Annotated in this window: 12 protein-coding genes and 2 pseudogenes; 7 read left to right on the forward strand and 7 right to left on the reverse strand. The window is 72.9% G+C overall.

Features of this window, described 5'->3' with window-relative positions:
* Window positions 1-127 (reverse strand): annotated as a pseudogene (locus ACWGKQ_RS41785) (DNA gyrase subunit A); the annotation flags it as partial.
* A gap of 91 nt (window positions 128-218) precedes the next feature.
* Here ACWGKQ_RS41785 and ACWGKQ_RS41790 point away from each other — a divergent pair.
* Window positions 219-1781, forward strand: a complete 1563-nt coding sequence (locus tag ACWGKQ_RS41790) for a glycoside hydrolase family 30 protein (RefSeq protein ID WP_453297269.1) — start codon at window positions 219-221, stop codon at window positions 1779-1781.
* Window positions 1782-1930: 149 nt separating this feature from the next.
* Entirely contained in the window at window positions 1931-3160 is a 1230-nt protein-coding gene (locus tag ACWGKQ_RS41795; RefSeq protein ID WP_453297270.1) for an alpha/beta hydrolase family protein, read from the forward strand.
* Window positions 3161-3193: 33 nt separating this feature from the next.
* Here the strand turns inward: ACWGKQ_RS41795 and ACWGKQ_RS41800 are convergent, their stop codons facing one another.
* Both ACWGKQ_RS41800 and ACWGKQ_RS41805 read right to left on the reverse strand, forming a co-directional pair.
* Window positions 3194-4708: a tryptophan 7-halogenase gene (locus tag ACWGKQ_RS41800; protein WP_453297271.1), complete on the reverse strand. Its 1515-nt coding sequence runs from the start codon at window positions 4706-4708 to the stop codon at window positions 3194-3196.
* A 37-nt stretch (window positions 4709-4745) separates the two neighbouring features.
* Entirely contained in the window at window positions 4746-12746 is an 8001-nt protein-coding gene (locus ACWGKQ_RS41805) for an SDR family NAD(P)-dependent oxidoreductase (RefSeq protein WP_453297272.1), read from the reverse strand.
* Between the two features lie 320 nt (window positions 12747-13066).
* On the opposite strand from ACWGKQ_RS41805, the gene ACWGKQ_RS41810 reads away from it, so the two are divergent.
* Window positions 13067-14218 carry a glutathione-independent formaldehyde dehydrogenase gene (locus ACWGKQ_RS41810; RefSeq protein WP_453297273.1) on the forward strand — a complete coding sequence of 384 codons (1152 nt, stop codon included), beginning with the start codon at window positions 13067-13069 and terminating at the stop codon, window positions 14216-14218.
* An 85-nt stretch (window positions 14219-14303) separates the two neighbouring features.
* On the opposite strand, the gene ACWGKQ_RS41815 is transcribed toward ACWGKQ_RS41810, so the two are convergent.
* The 3 genes from ACWGKQ_RS41815 to ACWGKQ_RS41825 form a co-directional block, all read right to left on the reverse strand.
* Window positions 14304-14720, reverse strand: a complete 417-nt coding sequence (locus ACWGKQ_RS41815) for an acyl-CoA thioesterase (RefSeq protein WP_453297274.1) — start codon at window positions 14718-14720, stop codon at window positions 14304-14306.
* Window positions 14721-14827: 107 nt separating this feature from the next.
* The gene (locus tag ACWGKQ_RS41820; protein ID WP_453297275.1) at window positions 14828-15181 is read right to left on the reverse strand and encodes an ANTAR domain-containing protein; all 354 of its coding nucleotides are present in this window, start codon (window positions 15179-15181) and stop codon (window positions 14828-14830) included.
* 201 nt (window positions 15182-15382) lie between these two features.
* Window positions 15383-17560 (reverse strand): MMPL family transporter, encoded by a 2178-nt coding sequence (locus ACWGKQ_RS41825; RefSeq protein WP_453297276.1) that lies wholly within the window; start codon window positions 17558-17560, stop codon window positions 15383-15385.
* A 292-nt stretch (window positions 17561-17852) separates the two neighbouring features.
* Here ACWGKQ_RS41825 and hglS point away from each other — a divergent pair, with 292 nt between their 5' ends.
* Complete coding sequence (gene hglS / locus ACWGKQ_RS41830; protein ID WP_453297294.1) at window positions 17853-19250, forward strand: 2-oxoadipate dioxygenase/decarboxylase; 1398 nt, start codon at window positions 17853-17855, stop codon at window positions 19248-19250.
* Window positions 19251-19275: 25 nt separating this feature from the next.
* A complete protein-coding gene (amaB, locus tag ACWGKQ_RS41835; protein ID WP_453297277.1) occupies window positions 19276-20805 on the forward strand; it encodes an L-piperidine-6-carboxylate dehydrogenase in 1530 nt (509 codons plus the stop codon).
* Here the strand turns inward: amaB and ACWGKQ_RS41840 are convergent.
* On the reverse strand, window positions 20792-21964 hold the full coding sequence (locus ACWGKQ_RS41840; RefSeq protein WP_453297278.1) for a PP2C family protein-serine/threonine phosphatase: 1173 nt from the start codon (window positions 21962-21964) through the stop codon (window positions 20792-20794). The two genes, amaB and ACWGKQ_RS41840, sit on opposite strands and share 14 nt — an antisense overlap.
* A gap of 372 nt (window positions 21965-22336) precedes the next feature.
* Between ACWGKQ_RS41840 and ACWGKQ_RS41845 the strand changes: the two genes are divergently transcribed.
* Window positions 22337-23005 carry a glycoside hydrolase family 11 protein gene (locus ACWGKQ_RS41845; protein WP_453297279.1) on the forward strand — a complete coding sequence of 223 codons (669 nt, stop codon included), beginning with the start codon at window positions 22337-22339 and terminating at the stop codon, window positions 23003-23005.
* Window positions 23005-23691, forward strand: a pseudogene (locus ACWGKQ_RS41850) (polysaccharide deacetylase family protein); the annotation flags it as partial. The gene ACWGKQ_RS41845 and the pseudogene ACWGKQ_RS41850, both read left to right, overlap by 1 nt.
* Window positions 23692-23766 lie beyond the last annotated feature (75 nt).

Here is a 23766-nt window from a genome sequence, read left to right on the forward strand (position 1 = left end):
GGGAGCCGAAGTTGCCGTGGCCGTCGACGAGGGGCAGCCGCATCGAGAAGGGCTGTGCCATCCGCACCAGGGCGTCGTAGATCGACGCGTCACCGTGGGGGTGCAGCTTGCCCATGACCTCGCCGACGCCGCCCACCGCGAAACCCTTTCTTCACACCTTGACTTAACATCACGGATATTGCTTGGATCGCACATTGCCGTCCACTCGAGGAGTTGCTGTGAGACGTACGATCACCGCGATCGCGGCCGTTACTGTCATGACCCTGCCACTCATCGGCGCGGGGCCGTCGGCGCAGTCCGACCGGACCGGGACCGGCAGCACCGGGCACGGCCGGGTCGTCACCGGCACCTACTCCACCGGCGCGGCGCAGGCGTGGCAGCCCCTGCCGATCGTCAGGACCGGCGCGGACCCGGGCGGCGCCGTCGACGCCACCGTGGTCGCCGACCCGAGCGCCCTGCGGCAGAAGTACACGGGCATCGGCTTCTCCCTGGACGAGACCAGCGTCTCGAACCTGTGGAAGCTCCCCCCCGCCGAGCGGGCGAAAGCCATCCGGCTCCTGGTCGACCCGAAGCACGGCGCGGGACTCGACCGGTTCCGGCTGACCATCGGCAGCCCCGACCTCATCGAGCACCTGCCGTTCTGGTCGGAGGACGACCTGCCCGCCGGCGTCACCGAGGACTTCGGCCTCAAGCACTTCTCCGTGCAGCGGGACCTCGACCTGCACATCATCGACACCATCAAGCTCATCCAGCGCTACAACCCGCACGCCACGTTCTTCGCCTCGGCCTGGAGCGCCCCCGCCTGGATGAAGACGAACAACCGCTTCCTCGGCGAGGTCGCCCTCAAGCCCGGCAGCAGCACGGACTACTACCAGGTCGGCAAGTTGCGGGACGACTGCATCGAGGTGTTCGCCCGGTACTACGTCAAGTTCGTCCAGGCGTACGCCAGGCACGGCATCCGCGTCGACGCGCTCACCCTGCTGAACGAGCCCGGCATGGACGTCGTCTACCCGGCCATGGACATCAGCATCGCGCAGCAGCAGAAACTGGCCCTCGCCATCAAGCGCGAGATGCGCGCCGCCCACCTGGACACCCAGCTCTACGTGCACGACTTCAACTTCTGGGACTGGCACGACCCCAACAGCACCGCGACCAAGAACTACTACCGCATCTTCCAGGACGCCCCGGACGGCTCGGTGACCGGCGCCGAGGTCCGCAAGGCGGCCGACGCCATCGCCTTCCACCCCTACTGGGGCGACCCGACGGTCATGCGCGACGCGTTCGAGGAGTTCGGCAAGCCCGTCCAGCTCACGGAGACCAGCGACCTGTCGCCCTCGACCGTCCTGGACGACTTCCGCCTGGACGCCGGTTCGTACATCCTGTGGGCCCAGACCACCGACCAGGACGGCGGCACCCTGCACTGGACACCGGCCCGGGACAACAACATCGACTGGGACCAGGTCGCCGCCACCACCAAGTGGACCAACCGGCTGGTGACCGTCGACACCGGGACGAAGAAGTTCACGGTCCGCGACGAGCTGTACGGGCTCGGGCAGTTCGCGAAGTACCTCTCGCCCGGTGACGTCCGCCTGGAGTCCAGCGCCACCGAACACGGCGTCAGCAACGTGGTCTACCGCACCCGTGACGGCGGCTACGTCACCGTCCTCGGCAACGCCAACAGCACCGACAGCAAGGTCCGGGTCACCGTCGGCGGCCAGAGCTTCGTGACGACCGTACCGGCGGGCTCCTACGCCACCTACCGGTGGCAGGGCCGGGCGTAGGGCTAACCCCCCGGGCTGACAACCGGCTTGCCGGATGGTGACCGCCGGGCCCGTCCACAAAGCTGAGAGGAGTCACTGAACACGCGCAGTCCGCGCAGTCCGCGCGGTGCGCACAGTGCGCGCAGGCTGCGCAGCCGAGGAGGCCCGCCTTGCTCACCCGCCGTACCGCCCTGCTGTCGGCCGTCGCCGCCACCGCCCTGTCCGCCGTCGCCGCGCGCACCGCGTCGGCCGCGCCGCACCCGGCAGGGCAGCTGGGGCTGACCCTGCCCACGCCCAGCGGGCCGCATCCGGTGGGCACGGTCTCCCTGCGCCTGGTCGACACCGCACGCGCCGACCCCTGGGTCACCGCACAGCCGTACCGGGAGCTGATGATCAGCATCCGCTACCCGGCGCGGGACATCGGCGGCCGCCCCCGGGCACCGCAGATGCTGCCCGGGGAGGCCGCCGGTTTCGCCGCCGTCAACAACCTCGCCGGCGTGCCCGCCGACCAGGTCGACTGGGCGGCCACCCGCACCCACGCGCACGAGGGAGCCCCGGTCGACCGGAACCGGGCCCCCTACCCGGTCGTCTGCTACTCACCCGGTGCCGGCGACCCGCGCTCCCTCGGCACCACCCTCTGCGACGACCTCGCCTCCCGCGGCTACGTCGTGGTGATGCTCGACCACACCTACGACGCCACCGCCGTCCAGTTCCCCGACGGCCGGGTCGAACACACCGTGCTGCCCGCGGAGTACGACAAGGCCTACCCGGACAAGAAGCGCATCAGGGCCCTTCTGAAGAAGACGATGGCCGTACGGGTGGCCGACACCCGCTTCCTGCTCGACGAACTGCCGCGTGCACTGCCCCGGGAACTGCGCGGCACACCGGACTGGGACCGCATCGGCATGTTCGGCCAGTCGGCCGGCGGCTTCACCGCCCTCCAGGCGATGCACGACGACCGGCGGATCGTCGCGGGAGCCAACCTGGACGGCGTGGTCGCCTACGTCCAGGACGACGGCGACTCCGGCAGCCTCTCCACGGTCGCCGTCGAAGGCCTCGACCGCCCCTTCCTGCTGCTCGGCAAGGACGGCAACGACCTGAGCACGGTCCCGTCCTGGAACGCCCTGTGGCGGCACAGCCGCGGCCCCCGCGAGGGCCTGACCCTGCGCGGCGCCGAACACGCCACGTTCACCGACGAGGAGGCGATGGTCCCGCAGCTCGCCCGCCGGCTCGGCCTGCCCCGCAAGACGGTCGTGAACCTCATCGGCACCATCGCCCCGGCCCGCGCGATCTCCGCCGAACGGGCCTGCCTGGCCTCCTTCTTCGACCGCCGGCTGCGCGGCCGGGACGACACCGGGCTGCCGGGCCGGGTGCCGGAGGTGCAGCCCTTCGCGCGGTGAGCGGCCACCTGATCGACAGAGGCCGTGGGGGAGTCACACCGGAAGCCAGGACAGACCGTCCTCGGTCACCCCGAGCGCCCCGGGGGCGGACGGCGGCAGGACCGGACCGTCCAGCGGGGCGCCGTACAGGGCCTGCTCCTGGAGGTCGTTGCCGGTGCGGAAGGTCTCGGTGACGACCCGGGTGGTCAGCAGCGGGTTCGTGCGGTCACCGGCGGTGGCCAACCGGCCCACTGCGCCGTCCAGTTCGGCCGCCGCGCCGCTCCACCGGACACCGAGCCCGCCGGCCGCCGGTATCCCGGTGTCACCCGACGCCACACCCCCGGCCAGCTCGGCGAAGGCTGCGGCCTCGTCGACGTCCACCCGGGTGATCTTCTTCGCCGACCAGAAGTACGAGTCCTCGTCCCGCTCCATGTCGTAGAACGCGACGAGGAACTCGTAGAACACGCCGTACTCCCGGCGGTAGCGCGCCTCGAACTCGGCGAAGCCACGCTCCTCGGGCACGCTGCGCTCCAGCGCCGCGTTCACCGCACGGGCCGCCAACAGGGCGCCGTAGGTGGCCAGATGGACACCCGAGGAGAGCACCGGGTCCACGAAGCAGGCGGCGTCGCCGACCAGCGCCATGCCCGGGATCCACAGGGACGTCTTCCAGTAGGAGTAGTCCTTGCGCACCCGGACCCGGTCGTACGGCGGCTCGGTCGCGACCGGCACGTCCGTCAGCAGCCGGTCGACCTCGGGGCAGGCCTTGATCATGTCCTGCCACGCGGCCCGCGGGTCGTTCTGGACGGCCGCGTAGTGCTCCGGCGCGATCACGGCGCCGACGCTGGTCAGGTCGGAGCGCAGCGGGATGTACCAGAGCCAGCCGGCGTCGAACGCGGCGCAGAAGATGTTGCCGTCGTTCGGCGCGGGCAGCCGTCGGCCGCCCGCGTAGTAGCCGAACACGGCGAGGTTGCGGAAGAAGTCCGAGTACACCCGGGCCCCGCCCACCCGGGCGTGGATCCGGCTGGTGTTGCCGGACGCGTCGACGACGAACCGCGCGTGCGCGGTGCGCGGGGTGCCGTCCCGGCCGGTGTACTCGACACCGCACACCCGCTCGCCCTCGCTCAGCACCCGGCGCACCGGGCAGCCCTCGCGGACCTCGGCACCCGCGCGTGCCGCGTTGCGCAGCAGGATCTCGTCGAACCGGGAACGCTCCACCTGGAAGGCGGTCGCCGTGGGATCCGGCAGCCGGGGGGTCGTCGCGAAGGAGAACTGCCAGGGCTCCGGGTCCCGGCCCCAGCGCAGGGTCCCGCCGCGCTTGAGGGTGAAACCGGCCTCCGCGACCTCGTCGGCGACCCCGAGCAGACGGCACAGGCCGTGGACCGTGGCGGGCAGCAGCGACTCGCCGATCTGGTAGCGGGGGAAGGTCTCCCGCTCCAGCACCAGCACGCGGTGCCCGCGCCGGGCCACGGCCGTCGCGGCGGTCGAGCCGGCCGGCCCGCCCCCGACGACGATCAGGTCGTACTCCTCATGGTCCACGTGCTCCTCGTACTCCTTGTGCCGCGAAGACATGCGGGAGCTCCTTTTCCGAACGAGCCGGGGGCGGTGGTCAGTTGGGCAGCCAGGCGCGGATCGCCGTAGCCGTGCCGGCGGCTTCCTGGTGGAGCAGGGAGTAGTGGTCGCCGGGCACGTCGACGCCGTCGTGCGGCAGCGGCCAGTGCGGCCGCCAGTCGGCGCCGGGCGCGCCGCGCAGCATCTCCGCGGTGGGCCGGCCGCGCAGCAACAGGGCCGGGACCGGGGACGGTTCGGGCCGCCAGCTCTCCAATACCCGGGCGTACCCGCCCCCGACGATCAGCAACGAGTCGTCCAGCCGGTCGACCACCTCGGCGTCGAGCGCGGCACCCGCGGCCATCAGCGCCTGCCCGCGAGCGTCCCCGCGGCGCAGCACCCCGGCATGCGTGTCGAGCAGCACCACCCCGGCCGGCGGTTCGCCCTCCGCCGCCAGCTCGCGTGCCACGGCATGGGCGATCGCCCCGCCCGCGCAGTAGCCGACCAGGACGGGCGGCCGCTCGACGGGCAGCGAGCGCACGGTGTCGGCGTGCGCCCGCACCAGCGTGGCCACGCTGTCCGGAACGGCCCGCCGGGTGCCGAAACCGGGATGCTCCAGCACATGCAGATCCCGCTCGCCGTCGAACTGCCGGGCCAGGCGGGTGGGCAGGCGCAGGTGCGGTGCCAGGTAGTCGGGGAGGTAGACCAGCGGGGTGCCGTCGCCGTGGGCGAGCTGGAGCGGCGGGACGGTGTGCCGGGCCCGCTCCTGGTCGGAGAAGACCGGCAGGGCGTACGACGCGAAGAAGCGCAGCGTCATCGCCTCCTTCGGCCCTTCCTCGCGCAGGACACGGTGGTAGAGGGGGCTGAACCGGTACGGGGCGTGGGGGAGTCGGGCGGGCGAGGTGGTCGGTGGCGTGGGCTCGGGCCGGGGTTGCCGGGCGCCGTCGGCAGGCTCCGGATCCGTTTCCGTTTCTGCTCCCGGTTCCGGTTCCGGTTGCATGTCCGGTCCCGGCACCGCGCCGTCGTCGAGCAGCACCCCGTGGATATGTGCCGTCAGCTCGGGAAGCGTCGGGTACTCCAGTACGACCGTCGGTGACAGCCGGACCCGGGTGAAGGCGCTGAGGCGGTTGCGGACCTGCACCGCGGAGAGGGAGTCGAATCCGATCTCGGTGAAGGAGCGTTCGGCGGGCAGCGCGGACGGGTCCGGGAAGCCCAGCACCGCCGCGATCTCGGCGCGGATCAACTCGGCCAGCAGCTGCGCGCGTTCGGGGGATGCGACGGCGGCGATCCGCTCGCGCCAGGCGCCGGGCGTCCGGGTGGTGTCGTCGTGGGGCGTCGCGGCGACCGCGGCCGGGCTGCGCGGCAACAGGTCGGCGAGGACGGGCGGCGCGTCCGGTCCCGCGGCCGCCCGCAGGTCCAGCGGCACCGGTACCAGGACCGGTTCCGCACGGCGCAGCGCGGCGTCGAGAAGAGCGATGCCCTCCCGCTCGCCGACGGGCAGCACACCGCCCTCGCGGAGCCGGTCCGGCGCCACCCGGCCCGCCATGCCCTCCGCGCCCGCGGTGGTCCACGGTCCCCATGCCAGCGACTGCGCCGGCAGGCCGCGGGCCACCCGATAGCGGGCGAGCGCGTCCAGGAACCCGTTCGCGGCGGCGTAGTTCGACTGTCCCGGCCTGCCGAGCACGCCCGCGGCCGAGGAATAGAGCACGAAGGCGGCCAGACCGAGGTCCTGCGTCGCCTCGTGCAGATGCCAGGCACCGTCCGCCTTCGGTGCGAGCACGGCCGCGAGCCGCTCGGGCGTCATGGCGTCCGTCACGCCGTCGTCCACCACCCCGGCCAGATGGAAGACCGCGGTGAGCGGCGGCCGGCAGGACGCGACCAGCGCGTCCACCGCCGCCCGGTCGCTCACGTCGCACGCCACCACGCCTACGTCGGCGGCCAGTTCGCCCGCCCAGTCCGGTACCTTCCCGCTCCGGCCGGCCAACAGCAGGTGACGCACCCCGCGTTCGGCGACCAGGTACCGGGCCAGGCTCGCCCCGAGCGCACCGGTGCCTCCGGTGACGAGGACGGTCCCCTCGGGATCCAGTTCGGCAGGCTTGGCGGCCTCGGCGGTCGGCGGATCGGCGGGGGCCAGCCGGGGTGCCATGACGACATCGGCGCGCAGGGCGAGTTCCGGCTCGCCGGAGCGCAGCGCCGCCGCCACGGCCGCCGTCGTGGCCGGAGCGCCCTGCCGGTCGACCAGCACGAGCCTGCCGGGATGTTCGGACCCGGCGCTGCGGACCAGCCCGGCGACGGCGGCCTCGGCCAGGTCGGGCGCGTCCCCGGTGGCATTCCCGGTGAGGACCAGCAGCCGCCCCGGCCGTGCACCGGCGGTCCAGTCCCGCACCCGCTCCAGCACGGCGGTGAGCAACGCCCGTACCCGGTCGGGCAGGGGCGTGTCCGGGGGCAGGGCGGCGGCCAGCGAGGCCACGTCGAGCACTTCGTGCTCCGGGCTCGCGGCGTCGGCCTGGCCCGCGCTGCCGTCCGGACTCGCGTTGCCGGTCGCGGTCGCGGTCGCGGTCACGGGCCGCCAGGTGAGCCGGTACGTCTCGGCCTGCGGCCCGGCCGCCGGGATCGTCCGGGTGACCACGGACTCCACGGCCGCCACCGGCAGCCCGGCGCGGTCGGTGAGGGTGACGCTGAACTCGTCCGGGCCGAGCCGTCGTACGACCGCTCGCGCGGCGGCGGTGCCGGTCGCGTACACCGTCACCCCGGAACAGGTCACCGGCGCCTTCGGCTCGCCCGGCTCCTCGGCCAGCAGCGCGGCGTGCAGGGCCGCGTCGAACAGGGCCGGATGCAGGGTGTACGACCGCGCGGTCACCGCTTCACCGGGCGGCAGCGCCAGTTCGGCGAAGGTCTCCTCGTCCCGGCGCCAGAGCGCGGTCACCGCGCGGAAGGCCGGCCCGTAGCCGTGGCCCAGGTCGGCGAGGCGCTCGTAGTCGACGGCGATCCCCGCCGCGCCCGCCGGCGGCCAGACGCCGGGCGCTTCCGCGGGCGGCGCCTCGGCCGGGGCGGTCGTCGCGGTGGCGTGCCGGGTCCACGGCCCGGACGTGTCGGCCCGCCGGCCCCAGACGGTGACCGGCCGCCCGCCCGTCCCGTCCGGCGCCCCGGCCACCACCTGCACCTGCGCCGCCCGCCCGGGAGCGAGGACGAGCGGGGCGTGCAGGGCGAGTTCGGCCAGCCGGACCGGCCCCGCCGAGCCGTCGGCACCGGCCGCCAGCTCGGCGAAGACGGTCGCGGGCACCACCACCCGGCCGCCGATCGCATGGTCGGCCAGCCAGGGATGGCGGTCCAGGGACAGCACGGCGGTGTGCCGGATCCCGGGGCCGTCGGCATCGGGCACCGGCTCGCCCAGCAGGGGATGCCCGGACCCGCTCTGCTGCCGGGCGGCGTCCAGCCAGTAGCGCTGCCGCCGGAAGGGGTGGGTGGGCAGCGGACGCCGTCGGGCACCGGAGTCCGCGTACACCGACCGCCAGTCCACCCCGGTCCCGTGCACGTGCAGCGCGGCCAGCGCCTCGACCGTCGTCCGGGCGTCGCCGCACGACACGAACACCGCGCCCGCGTCCGGCCCGACGCACTCCTCGGCCGCCACGCCGAGCGCGGGGGACGGCCCGGCCTCCACGAAGGCCGTGACGCCGTCCTCGGCGAGCACACCCACCGCGTCGGCGAACCGGACCGTCTCACGGGCCTGCCGCACCCAGTGCCCGGCGGTGGCGAGCGCGTCCGTCTCCGCGCGCCCGGTGAGCGTGGACACGACCGGTACGGACGGCCGCCGGTAGGTCACCGACTCGGCGACCGCGCGGTACTCGGCCAGCACCGGGTCCAGCAGCGGCGAGTGGAAGGCATGGCTCACCCGCAGCCGGCGCCGCGGCCCCCCGACGGCGGCGGCCAGCGCCGTCACCGCGTCCTCGGGCCCGGAGAGCACGACCGACTGAGGGCCGTTCACCGCCGCGACCGCGACGGCCCGCCCCGGAACCCCGTCGAGCAGGGGCGCCACCTCGGCCAGCGGCGCCCGGACCGCGATCATCGCGCCGCCCGCGGGCAGCTCCGCCATCAGCCGGCCGCGCGCGGCGACCAGCCGTACCGCGTCGGCACGGGAGAACACCCCGGCGACATGGGCGGCGGCCAGCTCGCCGACCGAGTGCCCGACCAGCCGGTCCGGCCGTACGCCGAAGCCGGCGAGGAGGGAGTGCAGGGCAACCGCGTAGGCGAAGAGCGCGGGTTGCGCGTAGTCGGTACGGTCCAGCACGGCCGGGTCCGGGTCGTCGATCACCTCCAGCAGGGGGCGGTCGAGCCAGGGGGTGAACTCCTCGCACAGACCGGTGAACGCCGCGTCGAAGGCGGGGAAGGCCGCCCGCAGGTCGCTGCCCATCCCGGGGCGCTGGGCGCCCTGACCGGGGAAGAGAAGCGCCACTCTGGGACGTGGGCGCGCGGTGCCTCGCAGCAGTGCCGGACCGTCGTCGCCGACGGCGAGCTCGCGCAACCCCCTGAGCAGGCCTTCGGCGTCCGTGGCCGGCACGGCCGCCCGCTGTGACAGCGGGGCCCGGGTGGTGGCCAGCGAGAACGCGACGTCCAGGGCGTCCGCGTCGTCCCGTACGCCGGCAAGCTCTTCGGCCAGCCTCGCGGCATGGGCGCGCAGCCCGGCCTCGTCGCCCCCGCCGACCAGCCAGGGCATCGGCGGCAGCGGCCGGGGCAGCGGCGCGGCCGGGTCCACGCCGGCCGCGATGCTCTCCGCCGGTTCGGCCTCCGTCGGCTCCTCGATGATCACGTGGGCGTTCGTGCCGCCGATACCGAACGACGAGATCGCCGCCCGCCGCGGACGGTCCCGGCGCGGCCACGGGCGGGCCCGGTCGAGCAGCCGCACCGCACCGCCGGACCAGTCGACGTGCGGCGACGGCTGCTCCGCGTACAGCGAGGCGGGCAGTTCGTCGTGGCGCAGCGCCTCGATCATCTTGATCAGGCCCGCCACCCCCGAAGCGGCCTGGGTGTGCCCCAGGTTGGACTTCACCGAGCCCAGCCACAGCGGGTCGGCCGGGTCACGGCGCTGCCCGTAGGTCGCGAGCAGGGCGCCCGCCTCGATCGGGTCGCCGAGCGCGGTGCCCGTACCGTGCCCCTCGACCGCGTCGACGTCGGACCCCGCCAGCCCCGCGTCGGCCAGTGCCAGCCGGATCAGGTCCCGCTGCGCCTCGCCGTTGGGGGCGGTCAGGCCGTTCGACGCCCCGTCCGAGTTGACGGCGGAACCGCGCAGCACCGCCAGCACCGGATGGCCGTTGCGGCGGGCGTCCGACAGCCGTTCCAGCAGCACCAGACCGACGCCCTCGGCCCAGGCGGTGCCGTCCGCGCCCGCCGCGAACGACCGGCAGCGCCCGTCCGGCGACAGCCCGCGCAACCGGCTGAACACGACGAACGGCCGCGGATTCGACAGCACCGTCACCCCGCCCGCCAGCGCCAGCGAACACTCCCCGGCCCGCAGCGACCGGGCCGCCAGGTCCAGCGCCACCAGCGAGGACGAACACGCCGTGTCCAGCGTCAGCGCCGGACCGCGCAGCCCCAGGACGTAGGAGATCCGGCCGGACGCCACGCTCGGCGACGAGCCGATGCCGAGCTGGGCCTCCAGCTCCTGCGCCGACCGTCCGCCGCCGTACCCGCCGGCGTGCATCAGGCCGACGAACACCCCGGTGTCGCTGCCGCGCAGCTCCGGCGCCGGGACACCGGCGCGTTCGAAGGTCTCCCAGGCCACCTCGAGGAGCAGCCGCTGCTGGGGATCGGTGGCCAGCGCCTCGCGGGGCGACATGCCGAAGAACAGCGGGTCGAAGTCCGCGACCCCGTCGAGGAATCCGCCGCGGCGCGTGTACGTCGTCCCGGGCCGGTCGGGGTCGGGATGGTGCAGCGACGCCAGGTCCCAGCCCCGGTCGGTGGGGAACCCGCCGGTGGCGTCGCGTCCTTCGGCCACCAGGCGCCAGAGGTCCTCGGGCGAGCTCACGCCGCCCGGGTAGCGGCAGCCGGCCGCCACGATGGCCACCGGCTCGGCCTCCGGACCGCGCCGGGGCCCGCTCCCGGCCGCCCCGGCCGTGCCGTTCCCGGCCGTCCCGTCCGGCGCGGGACCGGCCGTCCCCGCGAGGGCGGGCCCGGCCGTACCGTGCAGCAAAGCGTCCAGGTGGGCCGCGACCGCGGCCGGGTTCGGGTGGTCCCACACCAGGGTGGCCGGCAGCCGCAGCCCGGTGCGGGTGCCGAGCCGGTGCCACAGGGTCATGGCGTCCATCGACGTCAGACCGAGGTCGGCGAACGCCGTGCCCGGATCGGCGGCCGTCCCCCGGATCGCCGCCGTCTCCGTGCACACCAGGTCGGTCAGCGCGGCCCGCCGCTCACCGGGCGTCCGGCCGGCCAGTTCGGCGAGCCCCGGATCGGCCGGGCGGTCGGTGAGCGCCCGGCGCAGCAGGGCCCGGCGCGGTTTGCCGCCGGAGGTGCGCGGGACCGCCGGGGTCAGCAGCACCTCTTCGGGCACCTTGTGCGCGGAGAGCACCGCGGCGCAGCCGCGCAGCAGCGGCGCCGGGTCGAGGTCCGGGCGGTCCGGCACCACGAACGCCACCGGAACCTCACCGAGCAGCGGATGGGCCCGCCCGACCACGGCCGCGTCCCGTACCCCGGGCAGCCCGCACAGCACCCGCTCCACCTCGGCCGGGTCGACGTTCTCGCCGCCGCGCACGATCCGGTCGCCCGCCCGGCCGGTGACGGTCAGGAAACCGTGCTCGTCGAGCCGGCCCAGGTCACCCGTGCGGTACCAGCCGTCCCGCAGTACGGCGGCGGTCTCCTCGGGCCGGTCGTGGTAGCCGAGCATGACGCCGGGGCCGCGGACCCAGATCTCGCCGTCCTCACGGTCCCTGCCGTCCCCACCGGTCTGCTCCGCCCCGACGGCCGCCCTCACCTCCACCTCCATACCGGGCAGCGGCATCCCGCTGCTGCCCCGCACGCGCGGCCCGCTCGGCGACTCCATGGCGATCTTGCCGCAGGTCTCGGTGCTGCCGTAGCCGTCCAGCAGCGGGGCGCCGAACCGCGCCTCGGCCTCCTCCCGCAGCCCGGGGTCGCAGGGTGCGCCGGCCGTGACGCACAGCCGCAGCGAGGGCACGGCACCCAGTCCGGCGTCCAGCAACTGCCGGTAGGTGAGGGGCACCCCGGCCAGGACGGTCGGCGCGAACTCGGTGACCAGCCGTACCAGCGCGGCCGGTTCCCGGACCGTGGTGATCCGGGCGCTCGCCCCGGCCATGGTGGTGCCCAGGACGCCGAGCGAGTGGGCGTAGGTGTGCGAGAGGGGCAGCGGCCACAGGACGCGGTCCGCCGCCGACAGCCCGAGCCGGGGCAGATAGCAGGCGGCCGACGACCACAGCGCGGACCGCTGGCTGGAGATCGCGGCCCGGCTGGTGCCGGAGGTCCCGGAGGTGTAGAGCAGCCAGGCCGGCTCGTCCAGGCCGAGGTCGTCCGGGGGAGCGGGCGACGGGGTCACGGCCAGTGCCTCCCAGGCGGCGAGCCGGTCGCGCAGCGGACCCGCGTCGGCGAGCAGGTCGGGCAGCGGACCCGCGTCGGCGAGCAGGTCGGGCAGCGGACCCGCGTCGGCGATCCGGCCGGGCAGTGGTTCCTCGCCGGTGACCAGCAGCCGGACGGGACGGCCGGCCGTCAGCCGGGTGATCCGTGGCAGGCCGTGTCGGTCGGTGACCAGCACCGCCGGATCGCAGTCGGCCAGCAGCCCGGCGAGCTCGGCGTCCGTGGCGCGGGAGCTCAGCGGCACCCCCACCAGGCCGGCCCGCACCGTGGCGAGCAGCCCCTCGACCAGCTCCACGCCGTCGTTCAGGCAGAACGCCACCCGGGCGGCGCGGCCGATCCCCGGTAGGAGCCTCAGGCCGGCTGCCAACCGGCCGGTCCTGAGCTCCAGCTCGGCCCAGCTCACCGTCCGCCGGTCATCGGCGAAGGCGACTTTGCCGCCGTGCCGCACGGAGTTCTCGACGAGCAACTCCGCAACGGGCCGCACAGCCGACGCCCTCGTCACTCCCACCAGGCTCCCCCTTGGTCCAACACCCTTGCCGGTCATCCCCGTTGGCGAGCCTACGGCCGACCGCACCGCAGGTGTCCGCGGCTCGCTGGGCCAGGCACTTTCCGTGTAGGAGGGCGTCGTCGGGGCCGGGGTTGCAGCGCCTGTGCGATCGGCGTTCTCTGGAAGTATCCGATGGTGAAACAAGAGCGCCCAGGGTCGCGGTACGGACCGTGGGCTCCGTCCCGGCTGTTCCCCCTGGCCAGGCCTTGGCCCGCGCGGTCCGTCGTCGCCCGGCGTTCGACACGGAGGTGAGCCAGGTGAAAGCCGTCGTCTACGAGAAGCCCTTCAGTGTCACGGTCCGGGACGTCGACGATCCGCGCATCCAGCACCCGAACGACGTGCTGGTACGGGTCACGTCGACCGCCATCTGCGGATCCGACCTGCACATGTACGAAGGGCGTACGGCCGCCGAGTCGGGCATCGTCTTCGGTCACGAGAACCTCGGCATCGTCGAGGAGATCGGCTCCGGCGTGACCTCGCTGTCCGAGGGCGACCGGGTGGTCATGCCCTTCAACGTCGCCTGCGGTTTCTGCAAGAACTGCCTGGCCGGCCGGACCGGCTTCTGCCTCACGGTGAATCCGGGCTTCGCCGGCGGTGCCTACGGCTATGTGGCCATGGGCCCCTACAAGGGCGGGCAGGCAGAGCTGCTGCGGGTACCGTTCGCCGACTTCAACTGCCTGAAGCTGCCGCCGGGCAACGAGTTCGAGACGGACTTCGTGCTGCTCGCGGACATCTTCCCGACCGGCTACCACGGCTGCGAGCTCGCTCAGGTGATTCCGGGCGAGAGCGTCGCCGTCTTCGGGGCCGGCCCGGTCGGGCTGATGGCCGCGTACTCCGCGCTGCTGCGCGGTGCGGCCAAGGTGTTCTCGGTCGACCGCGTGCCCGAGCGGCTCGCCAAGGCGGAGCAGATCGGAGCGATACCGATCGACTTCACCAAGGGCGACCCGGCCGAACAGATCAAGGAACAGACCGGGGGCGAGGGAACGGACAAGGGTGTCGACGCCGTCGGCTACCAGGCCCAGGCGCACGACGCGAGCCACGAGGAACCCGCCGTCGTCCTGAACACCCTCGTCGAGACGGTACGGCCGACCGGCATGCTCGGCGTACCGGGCCTGTACGTCCCGTCCGACCCGGGCGGACCCGACGAGCACGCCAAGCACGGCCAGCTGCTGGTGTCCATCGGCAGGATGTTCGAGAAGGGGCAGCGGATGGGCACCGGTCAGTGCAACGTCAAGCAGTACAACCGGCAGTTGCGTGACCTGATCATCGCGGGGCGGGCCAAGCCCAGCTTCGTGGTCTCCCACGAACTGCCGCTGGAGGAGGCGCCGGGCGCCTACGAGAAGTTCGACCAGCGGATCGAGGGCTACACCAAGGTCGTCCTGCACCCGGGGCACGCTCTCGCGGCGTAGCACCGGCGACGACACGACACGACACGACACGCGCGCGGTGGGTCGGCCTCCGTGACCGGCCCACCACGTGCGGCCACGGCGACCGCTACGGCTGCCGGGCGCCGGTCACGCCGGTTCCTGCACCAGGGGCCGGGGCGAGGGCGGTGATCCACTCGGCGGGCCAGGGGGTACTCGTCCGGTCCGCCCGCTGCGGCACGTGGACGACCGTGTAGCGGCCGGACGCGGCGAGCTGCCTGGGCCGGCCGTCGATCTCCTCGCCCCACACCTCGAACCCGAACGTCATCGAGGACGTGCCGACGCGCTCGACGGTCAGGACGGTCGTCACCTCCTGCTGGAACCAGAGCGGAGCGGTGAAGTCGACCTCGTAGCGCACCCGTGGCGCGGCACCGAAATAGCCGACGACGCCCCGCTCGCGCACCAGGGCCGCCTCGGCCGCCTCCACGAACCGCACCACCGCCGAGTTGTGGTAGTGCCCGGAGGCATCGGTGTCCGGCCACTCCACCCGGCACCGGTGGACGGCTCGGACCGCTTCAGGAGCCGGAGTAGCCAACGGAGCCGTCCTTTCACCGCGATCTGGCATCTCGTATTTTTCACGATCGTCACGCGAAGTCAATGCCGCGAGGGAACCCCACAGGCCCAGCACCGGTCGATCGCCCGCCGCAGGGCGGCCTTGTCGAAGTCCGGCACGGGCTTGCCCTGCGCGTACGTCAGGACGTGCTCGGCGACGGTGCGCAGCTTGGTGTTGGTGTGCTGGGACACCTCGCGCAGGACCTCCCAGGCCTTCTCCGGAGACATCCGGCCGAAGGCGACGACCGCGCCGATGGCCTGGTCGATGACGGCGTGCGACGTGACGGCCTGTCGCAGCTGGGCGGTCTCGGCCCGGAGCCGGTCGTGCTCCGCGGCCAGTTCGGTGGCCGACAGCAGCCGCAACGGCTGCGTGCGGGAGAGCGCGAAGAACGTCATGCATCACCTCGACGAGGACGGGGTCCGGGGTCAGCTCTACGGCTTCCCCCGGACCCCGCCCGTACGCGACCGGAATCGCGCCCCTCGCGGACCGCGGTTCGGCAGCGCCCCAAAGGGGCGCGGGGAACTGCGCGACCAGCCACGACGGCGCCGCTGACGGCTGACGGCAGACGGCACATCGCGGCACTTCCAGCGGAGCGCCTAGCTGCGCCGCCCCGCGGGCGTGTTCCGGTCCTCCCCGGCCACCGGCGCCGCACCCTCGTGCCCGGTGCCCGTGCCCGCCGCCGGTTCCGCCCGGTCGGCATGGCCCGGCCACCAGGCCGCGTGGCCGATCAGCGCCGTGAGGCTCGGGGTGAAGAACATCGCCATGACGAAGGCGGCCACCGCGATGCCGAAGGAGACCGCGAAACCCATCTCCGTGAGCAGCGCGTTGCCCGCCAGCATCATCGTGGCGAAGGTCGCCGCCAGGATGAAGCCCGCCGCGGCCACGGTGGGACCCGCGTGCCGCAGCGCCATGCCGGCCGCCTCGCGCGGCTCCCGGCCCTCGCGGGCCTCCTCGCGGAGCCGGGCGATCATGAGGATGTTGTAGTCCGTGCCGATGGCGACCACGAAGAGATACATGATCACCGGGAGCATGAACATCAGTCCCGGCTTGTTCTGCGCCTCCTGGAAGATCCAGACCGTGGCGCCGAGCGTGGCGCCGAAGCCGAGTCCCACCGAGGCGATCAGGTACCAGGGAGCGACCACGCTGCGCAGCAGCAGCCCCAGGATCACCATGATCAGCAGGGCGGCGACGGGGAACACCGTCCGGTAGTCGTGGTTGACCGCTGAGTCGATGTCCTTGTAGATCGAGGACATGCCGCCGACGAGTGCCTCGGTCCCCGAGGGGGCGTCGGCGTGCGCGACGTCACGCACCCGGCCCACGGCGTCTATCGCCTTGTCCGTGGACGCCTCGTACTTGAGGGTGACGGTGAAGTCCGCCGTGGTTCCGGCCTTGTTCACCTGGGCCATGCGGGCGCTCGCGACCCCGTCCACGGCCCCGAGCTTCCGCGCGTACGCGTCGAAGGACGACGTGTCCAGCGGCTTGCCGTCGGTGCTGGAGAGGTAGACGTCGGTGGGCGCGGCGGCACCGGCCGAGTACGCGCTCTGCATCCGGTCCTGGACGACCATGGACTCCTTGGTCTTGGGCATGGAGCCCGACGCCAGGTCGAACGTGGCGTGGAAGCCCAGGGTGCCCAGTGACAGCACCACCAGCACGAGACCGGAGACCGCGGCGGTCAGCCCCGGGCGGCGCTGCACACCACGGCCCAGGGCCGCGAAACGGGCGTTCGAGGGCTCCTGCTGCCAGGACTTCGAGGGCCAGAACACCTTCGGGCCGATCAGCGACACGACGGCCGGGATCAGGGTGAGGCCGGCGACCAGGGTGACGGAGACCGCGATGGCCAGCGCCGGGCCCATCTGCTTGAGGAACCCGAGCGTGGACAGCACCAGCGCGAGGAAGGCGATGATGACCGCGCCGGCCGCGGAGGCGATGGCCTCGCCGACCCGCGCGACCGCGTTGACCATGGCCTGCTTGGGTTCGTCACCCGCGCGCAGGCGTTCGCGGTACCGGAACATCAGGAACAGGAAGTAGTCCGTGCCCACGCCGAACAGCACGACGATCAGGATCGACGACACGGAACTGTTGGCCTGGAGGCCGAACAGCTTGGTGGCGTACGCGATGAGCCCGTTGGCGATCGCGGACACCACACCGATCACGATCAGCGGCAGGAACGCGAGGATCGGCGCCCGGAAGATGATCAGCAGGGTGACCAGGATGATCACGAACGTGCCGATGCCGATCAGCGCCTCACCGCGCTTGGACGAGTCCTGCTGGTCCAGGGCCTGCGCGGCCGAACCGCCCAGTTTGACCTCCAGGTCCGTGCCCTTGGCCAGTTGCTTGACGTCGTCGCGCAACACCTTGGCCGCGTCCGCCTGCACGGGCTGACCGGCGTTCTTGCTGTCCATCTGCACCAGGATCAGGTCGTACCTGCCGTCCTTCGACGGCTGGCCGGGGACGACCTTCTGGACCTGGTCGATGTGCTTGCCGCCCAGCTCGGTGGCGAACCGGGAGACGTCCTTCTTGTCCTCGGCGGTGAGCGTGCCGCCGTCGGTGCGCTGGTAGAGCGCGATCGCGGACGGGGTGAAGGCGCTGGGGAACGCCTTCGCCTGGAGATCGGCCGCTTTGATGGACTCGTAACTCTTGGGCAGGAAGCTGCTCTCGTCGCTGTTCGAGGGCAGGCTCGGGGCGGTGGCGACGATCGCCACCGCCGCGATCAGCCATGCCACGATCGTCCAGACTGGATGTCGGACGACGGCAGTGCCAATTCGTCGGAACATGCGGAAGGTCCTCCTGGGTAGGAAGATCACCGCAGCCCGGGGAGCGGACCCTGGCATCGGCGACCCCGACCGGCCCGCGTTCCAACGAGCCGGTCGCATGGTTGTCTTGACGCCATATGTTAGGGATCACCTGTGAAGATCGGTCCACTGGGTTTTCCGCACCGCGCCCATCTGCGCTTTTCCCGGCGCCCTCAGGCGGCCCTGTCATCTGTACGGCGGCGGTCCGGTCGGCGACCATCGAAGACGTGATCGCGGCACCGTCGCCCGTCCCCGAAAGGGCCGAACCATGTCAATGACCGGTCAGTGGCAGCTGCGGGCCGCGTTCGCGGTGCGGCTGTCGGAGATGTACGGCCGGGAGGTGCCCGCCTACACGACGCTGGTGGACGTCTCCCGCGAGGTCAACGAGGACGTCCTGCGCACCCGCGGAGCCGACGCCGAACGCCTCGGCTCCATCGGCAGGGTCACCGCCGAGCGGCACGGCGCCATCCGCGTCGGCACACCGCGCGAACTGCACCAGGTCGCCCGCGTCTTCGGCGCCCTCGGCATGCACCCGGTCGGCTTCTACGACCTGCGGGAGGCCGCGGCCAGCGCCGTCCCCGTCGTCTCCACCGCCTTCCGCCCGGTCGACGGCGAGGAACTCGCCCGCAACCCCTTCCGGGTGTTCACCTCCCTGCTCACCCCGGACGACCCCCGCTTCTTCGACACCGGCCTGCGCGCCCGCCTGGAGACCTTCCTCGCCGCCCGCGAGCTCTTTCCCCCGGAACTGCTCACGCTCGCCGACCGTGCCGCGGCCGACCGCGGACTGCCGGCCGAGGACGCCGAGCGCTTCCTCGAACTGGCGGTAGGGGCCTTCGAGTTGTCGTCCGAGCCGGTGGACCGGGCCTGGTACCGGACCCTGGAGAAGGTCTCCGCCGTCGCCGCGGACATCGGCGGCGTCCGCAGCACCCACATCAACCACCTCACGCCGCGCGTCCTGGACATCGACGAGCTGTACCGCCGGATGACCGACCGCGGCATCGAGATGATCGACACCATCCAGGGCCCGCCCGCCTGGAAGGGCCCCGACGTCCTGCTGCGCCAGACCTCCTTCCGCGCCCTGGCCGAACCCCGCGCCATGCGCACCGAGGACGGCAGCGTCGTCAGCGGCGCCCTGCGGGTGCGCTTCGGCGAGGTCGAGGCCCGCGGCATCGCCCTCACCCGGGAGGGGCGTGCACTGTACGACGAACTCCTCGGGCGCGTCGACGAGCAGACGGCCCGGCACCCCGCGGCCGCGCGCGCCGACATCGCGCGAGCGGTCTGGGAGCAGCACCTGCCCGGCAGCGAGGAGGAACTGGCGGCCCAGGGGCTGGCGTACTTCACCTACCGGCCCGCCGACGACCGCCCGCACGACGGCCGCACACCGCCCACCGGTGTCGCGGAACTGGTGCGGCAGCGCTGGGTGCGCGCCGAACCCGTCGTCTACGAGGACTTCCTGCCCCGCTCCGCCGCCGGCATCTTCCAGTCCAACCTCGGCGGCGAGGGCGAGGCCACCCGCGACGACGACCGGCAAGGCACCGCCTACGACGCCGACTGGCTCTCCGGCGCTATGGGCCGCGAGGTCCTCGACCCCTTCGCCCTCTACGAGCAGCAGCAGAACCGCTCCCTCGCCCGGGTCGCCCGCACCCTCGGCCTCACCGGCGCCCTCCGCTGACCCCCCCACCCCCTGGAGGACCAGGATGACCAGCACCGCGCTGCCCACCACGGACGAACTGCGCGCCCGCGCCCGGACCTGTCTGCGGAACATCGGTGCGGAGGTGGCCGAGGGCGACGGCCTCCCGGCCCGCACCCCCGTCACCGGCGAGCACCTCTTCGGGCTGCGGGCGGCCACCGCCGACGACGTCGAAGAAGCCCTCACGGCCGCCCGTGCCGCCTTCCTGACCTGGCGCACCACCCCCGCCCCGCGCCGTGGCGACCTGGTGCGCCGCCTCGGGGAGCTGCTGCGCGAGCACAAGGGCGACCTGGCCGACCTGGTCACCGTCGAGGCGGGCAAGATCCGCTCCGAGGCGCTCGGCGAGGTCCAGGAGATGATCGACATCTGCGACTTCGCGGTCGGCCTGTCCCGCCAGCTGTACGGCCGTACGATCGCCTCCGAACGCCCCGGCCACCGCCTGGCCGAGACCTGGCACCCGCTCGGCGTGGTCGGCGTCGTCTCCGCCTTCAACTTCCCCGTGGCCGTCTGGTCCTGGAACACCGCCGTCGCCCTGGTCTGCGGCGACACCGTGGTCTGGAAGCCCTCGGAACTCACCCCGCTGACCGCCGTCGCCTGCCACCACCTGCTGGTCCGGGCCGCCGAGGAGACCGGCGCCCCGCGCGACGTGCACCGCCTGCTGCTCGGTGACCGCGCGGTCGGCGAGCGACTCGTCGACGACCCCCGGGTGGCCCTCGTCAGCGCCACCGGCTCCACCCGCATGGGCCGCGAGGTCGGCCCGCGCGTGGCCGCCCGCTTCGGCCGCAGCCTGCTGGAGCTCGGCGGCAACAACGCCGCGATCGTCGCCCCCTCCGCCGACCTCGACCTCGCCGTCCAGAGCATCGTCTTCGCCGCGGCCGGCACGGCCGGCCAGCGCTGCACCACCCTGCGCCGGCTCATCGTCCACCGCGACATCGCCGACACCCTCACCGATCGCCTGACCGCCGTCTACGGCAAGCTCCCCGTCGGCAACCCGTTCGACGACACGACACTGGTCGGGCCGCTCATCACCACCGACGCCCTCGACCGCATGCAGCACGCCCTCACCCGCGTCCGGGCCGAGGGCGGCAAGGTCCTGGCCGGCGGGAACCGGCGGCTGGCCGAGGCGGCACCCGCGGCGGCCTACACCGAGCCCGTCCTGGTCCGCGTCGACGAACAGACCGACGTCGTACGCGAGGAGACCTTCGCCCCGATCCTGTACGTCCTCACCTACGACACCCTCGACGAGGCGATCGCACTCCACAACGACGTCCCGCAGGGCCTGTCGTCCAGCATCTTCACCCGCGACCAGCGCGAGGCCGAGGTCTTCCTCTCCGCGGCCGGCTCCGACTGCGGCATCGCCAACGTCAACATCGGCACCTCCGGAGCCGAGATCGGCGGCGCCTTCGGCGGCGAGAAGGACACCGGCGGGGGCCGCGAGTCCGGCTCCGACGCCTGGAAGTCGTACATGCGCTCCGCGACCAACACGGTCAACTACTCCGGCGAACTCACCCTGGCCCAGGGCGTCAGCTTTCTCTGACCGGCGGTGGCTCGCCGAAGTTCCCGGTGACCGTGTCGTCCTGGCCGCCCCCGGCCGCGTCCGCCGCCCCCTCGGGCAGCAGGAAGGCGGTGAGGGCGGCGGTGTCGTCCTGGAGCTGGTCGTGGCTGTAGTCCAGCAGGTCCTGATGGAGCCGTTCCAGCAGCTCCGGCGGCGGCATCGGGCCCCAGGAACGCAGCCGTTGGAGCAGGGGATAGAAGGAGCCGGCCGGATCCCGGGTCTCCGTGACGCCGTCCGTGTACAGCAGCAGCTGGTCGCCGGGGCCGAAGGAGTAGGTGTCGACACGGTAGGGATCCCCGACCAGCATGCCGAGGTTCAGCGGCGGACCCGGCTGCCCCCGGTCCAGCTCGCGCACCTCGCCGGGGCGGATGAGCAGCGGCGGCGGGTGGCCGCAGTTGAGGATGCGGACGACCCTCTCGGCCTCGGGGACCTCGGCGAAGACGGCCGTGACGAACCGCTCGCCCAGCTCGGTCCCGCCCAGCCGGTCGGCCCGGCGCGTCATGCTGACGTCCACCCGCTCCACCAGGGCACGCAGGTCGGGTTCGTCGTGCGCGGCCTCCCGGAACGCGCCCAGCATCGCCGCCGCGGTCTCCACCGCGAGCAGTCCCTTGCCGCGCACGTCCCCGATGAGCAGCCGCACCCCGTGGGCGGTGGGCACGGCCTCGAAGAGGTCGCCGCCGATCCGTGCCTCCGCGGCGGCGGACAGGTAGAAGCTCTCCAGCAGCAGGTTCCCGATCCGGTGCGGGACCGGTCTGAGCAGCACGCGCTGCGCGATCTCGGCCACGAACCGGACATCGGCCAGGGTGCGTTCCCTGCGGGTCCGGTGCGCCGCCAGAATCGTGCCCAGGGCTCCCACCAGGGCCGTACAGATGTAGGCGGCCACGTAGTGCCGCTCCCAGATGTAGCCGACGGAGCGCCCCGCACAGCACGGGGTTCCGGCCAGTAAAAGTTCGAGCCCGACGGCGAAGGCGGTGGCGACGGCGACGATGACGGGCGGGTGTGCGAAGGCGGTCACCAGGGGCAGGGCGATCAGTACGAAACTCACCGGCCACTCGACGGGGGTGACCGGTTCGATCAGCAGGACGCCGGCGACGTACAGGACCGGTAGCCAGCGCATCCACGCGGGGGGCGGCGCGGGCATTGGTGGGTTGCGACCGTCGTGCCTCACCCGGGACTCCTGGCATACGAATCTGGACAAGACGCCAAGCCTCCCGGGCCACCGCCCGGCACGCCGGTGATTGCTCCACTCAGCGGCATGTTCCAGCCCCGCAGAAGCATTCGCGCCAGGCGTCGAAACATTCGGAGTTCGGGCAGTCAATGAATGGATCTCATATCTGCTCGCTCCTGGTGGTATCGATCTCTGATTCGTGAATCAGATGTCCCATCTGGGAAAACGGTTCGTCGATCACATCGAAGGTTTCGAAATAATTACCGAAACCGTTGACAGGTGACATGGCCAGACCAAAACTCCCCACCAGGCCACACCCGCACAGGCCACACGAGGAGGCATCCCATGAACCCGCTCGACCACGCCCTGAGCCGCAGGAGTGCCGGCGCCCTGCTGCTGGGCGCCGCCGCCGGGCTTGCCCTGCCCGGCACCGCCCGGGCCGCCACGGTCGTCACCACGAACCAGACCGGCACCAACAACGGCTACTACTACTCGTTCTGGACCGACGCGCAGGGCACCGTCTCCATGACCCTGGGCTCCGCCGGCAACTACGGCACCAGCTGGAGCAACACCGGCAACTTCGTCTGCGGCAAGGGCTGGAGCACCGGCGCCCGCCGGAACGTGACCTACTCGGGCAGCTTCAGCCCCTCCGGCAACGGCTACCTGTCCCTCTACGGCTGGACCTCGAACCCGCTCGTCGAGTACTACATCGTCGACAACTGGGGCACCTACCGGCCCACCGGAACGTACAAGGGCAGCGTCACCAGCGACGGCGGCACCTACGACATCTACCTGACGACGCGGTACAACGCCCCGTCCGTCGAAGGCACCAAGACCTTCAACCAGTACTGGAGCGTCCGCCAGGCCAAGCGGACCGGCGGCACCATCACCACCGGCAACCACTTCGACGCCTGGGGCAGGGCCGGCATGTCCCTCGGCAGCTTCAGCTACTACCAGATCCTCGCGACCGAGGGCTACCAGAGCAGCGGCAGCTCCAACATCACGGTGGCGTGATGAGTGCCGTGCCGGAGCGCTCGTTACGTCCCCTGGTGGCGACCGCCGCCGCCGTCGCGCTGGCCGCCGCGGGCACCCTCGCCGTCGGCGCGGCCCCCGCCCACTCCGCCACCTGTGCCGGCTACGTCGGACTCACCTTCGACGACGGGCCGTCCACCGCCCACACCCCGGGCCTGCTCAGCGCGCTTAAGGCGAACGGACTGCGGGCCACCATGTTCAACGAGGGCCAGTACGCGGCCGCCTACCCGGCCCAGGTCAAGGCCCAGGTCACCGCGGGCATGTGGGTCGGCGACCACAGCTACACCCACCCGCACCTGACCCAGGAGACCCAGGCCCAGATCGACTCCGAGATCTCCCGCACCCAGTCGGCCATCGCGGCCGCCGGCGGCGGGACACCGGTCCTGTTCCGGCCGCCGTACGGCGAGACCAACGCGACCGTGCGAGCGGTCGAGGCCAAGTACGGGCTCACCGAGATCATCTGGGACGTCGACTCGCAGGACTGGAACGGCGCGAGCACCGACGCGATCGTGGCCGCCGTCGCCCGGCTCACCAGCGGCCAGATCATCCTCATGCACGAGTGGCCGGCCAACACCCTGGCCGCGATCCCGCGCATCGCACAGACCCTGGCGGCCAAGGGGCTGTGCTCAGGACGGATCTCCCCGCAGACCGGACGCGCGGTCGCACCCTGACCGACCACGGCGCGAGCCGCCACCAGCGGCGCCGAGCGGCGCGGCGGGGTCCGTCAACCGCCGCGCCCCTCT

The organism is Streptomyces sp. NPDC054770 (assembly GCF_053611985.1).